This window comes from Pseudoalteromonas sp. 2CM32C, assembly GCF_023161925.1.
Lineage (GTDB): Bacteria > Pseudomonadota > Gammaproteobacteria > Enterobacterales > Alteromonadaceae > Pseudoalteromonas > Pseudoalteromonas marina.
Genome location: NZ_JALNTI010000029.1, coordinates 1 through 560 on the forward strand (window position 1 = coordinate 1; position 560 = coordinate 560).

1 rRNA gene is annotated in these 560 nt (G+C 52.0%); it reads left to right on the forward strand.

Features of this window, described 5'->3' with window-relative positions:
• A 16S ribosomal RNA gene (locus tag MTF67_RS18460) occupies positions 1-560 on the forward strand; the annotation flags it as partial.

Consider the following 560-nt stretch of genomic DNA (forward strand, 5'->3'; position numbering starts at 1 on the left):
ATCTGTGACGTTACTGACAGAAGAAGCACCGGCTAACTCCGTGCCAGCAGCCGCGGTAATACGGAGGGTGCGAGCGTTAATCGGAATTACTGGGCGTAAAGCGTACGCAGGCGGTTTGTTAAGCGAGATGTGAAAGCCCCGGGCTCAACCTGGGAACTGCATTTCGAACTGGCAAACTAGAGTGTGATAGAGGGTGGTAGAATTTCAGGTGTAGCGGTGAAATGCGTAGAGATCTGAAGGAATACCGATGGCGAAGGCAGCCACCTGGGTCAACACTGACGCTCATGTACGAAAGCGTGGGGAGCAAACGGGATTAGATACCCCGGTAGTCCACGCCGTAAACGATGTCTACTAGAAGCTCGGAACCTCGGTTCTGTTTTTCAAAGCTAACGCATTAAGTAGACCGCCTGGGGAGTACGGCCGCAAGGTTAAAACTCAAATGAATTGACGGGGGCCCGCACAAGCGGTGGAGCATGTGGTTTAATTCGATGCAACGCGAAGAACCTTACCTACACTTGACATACAGAGAACTTACCAGAGATGGTTTGGTGCCTTCGGGA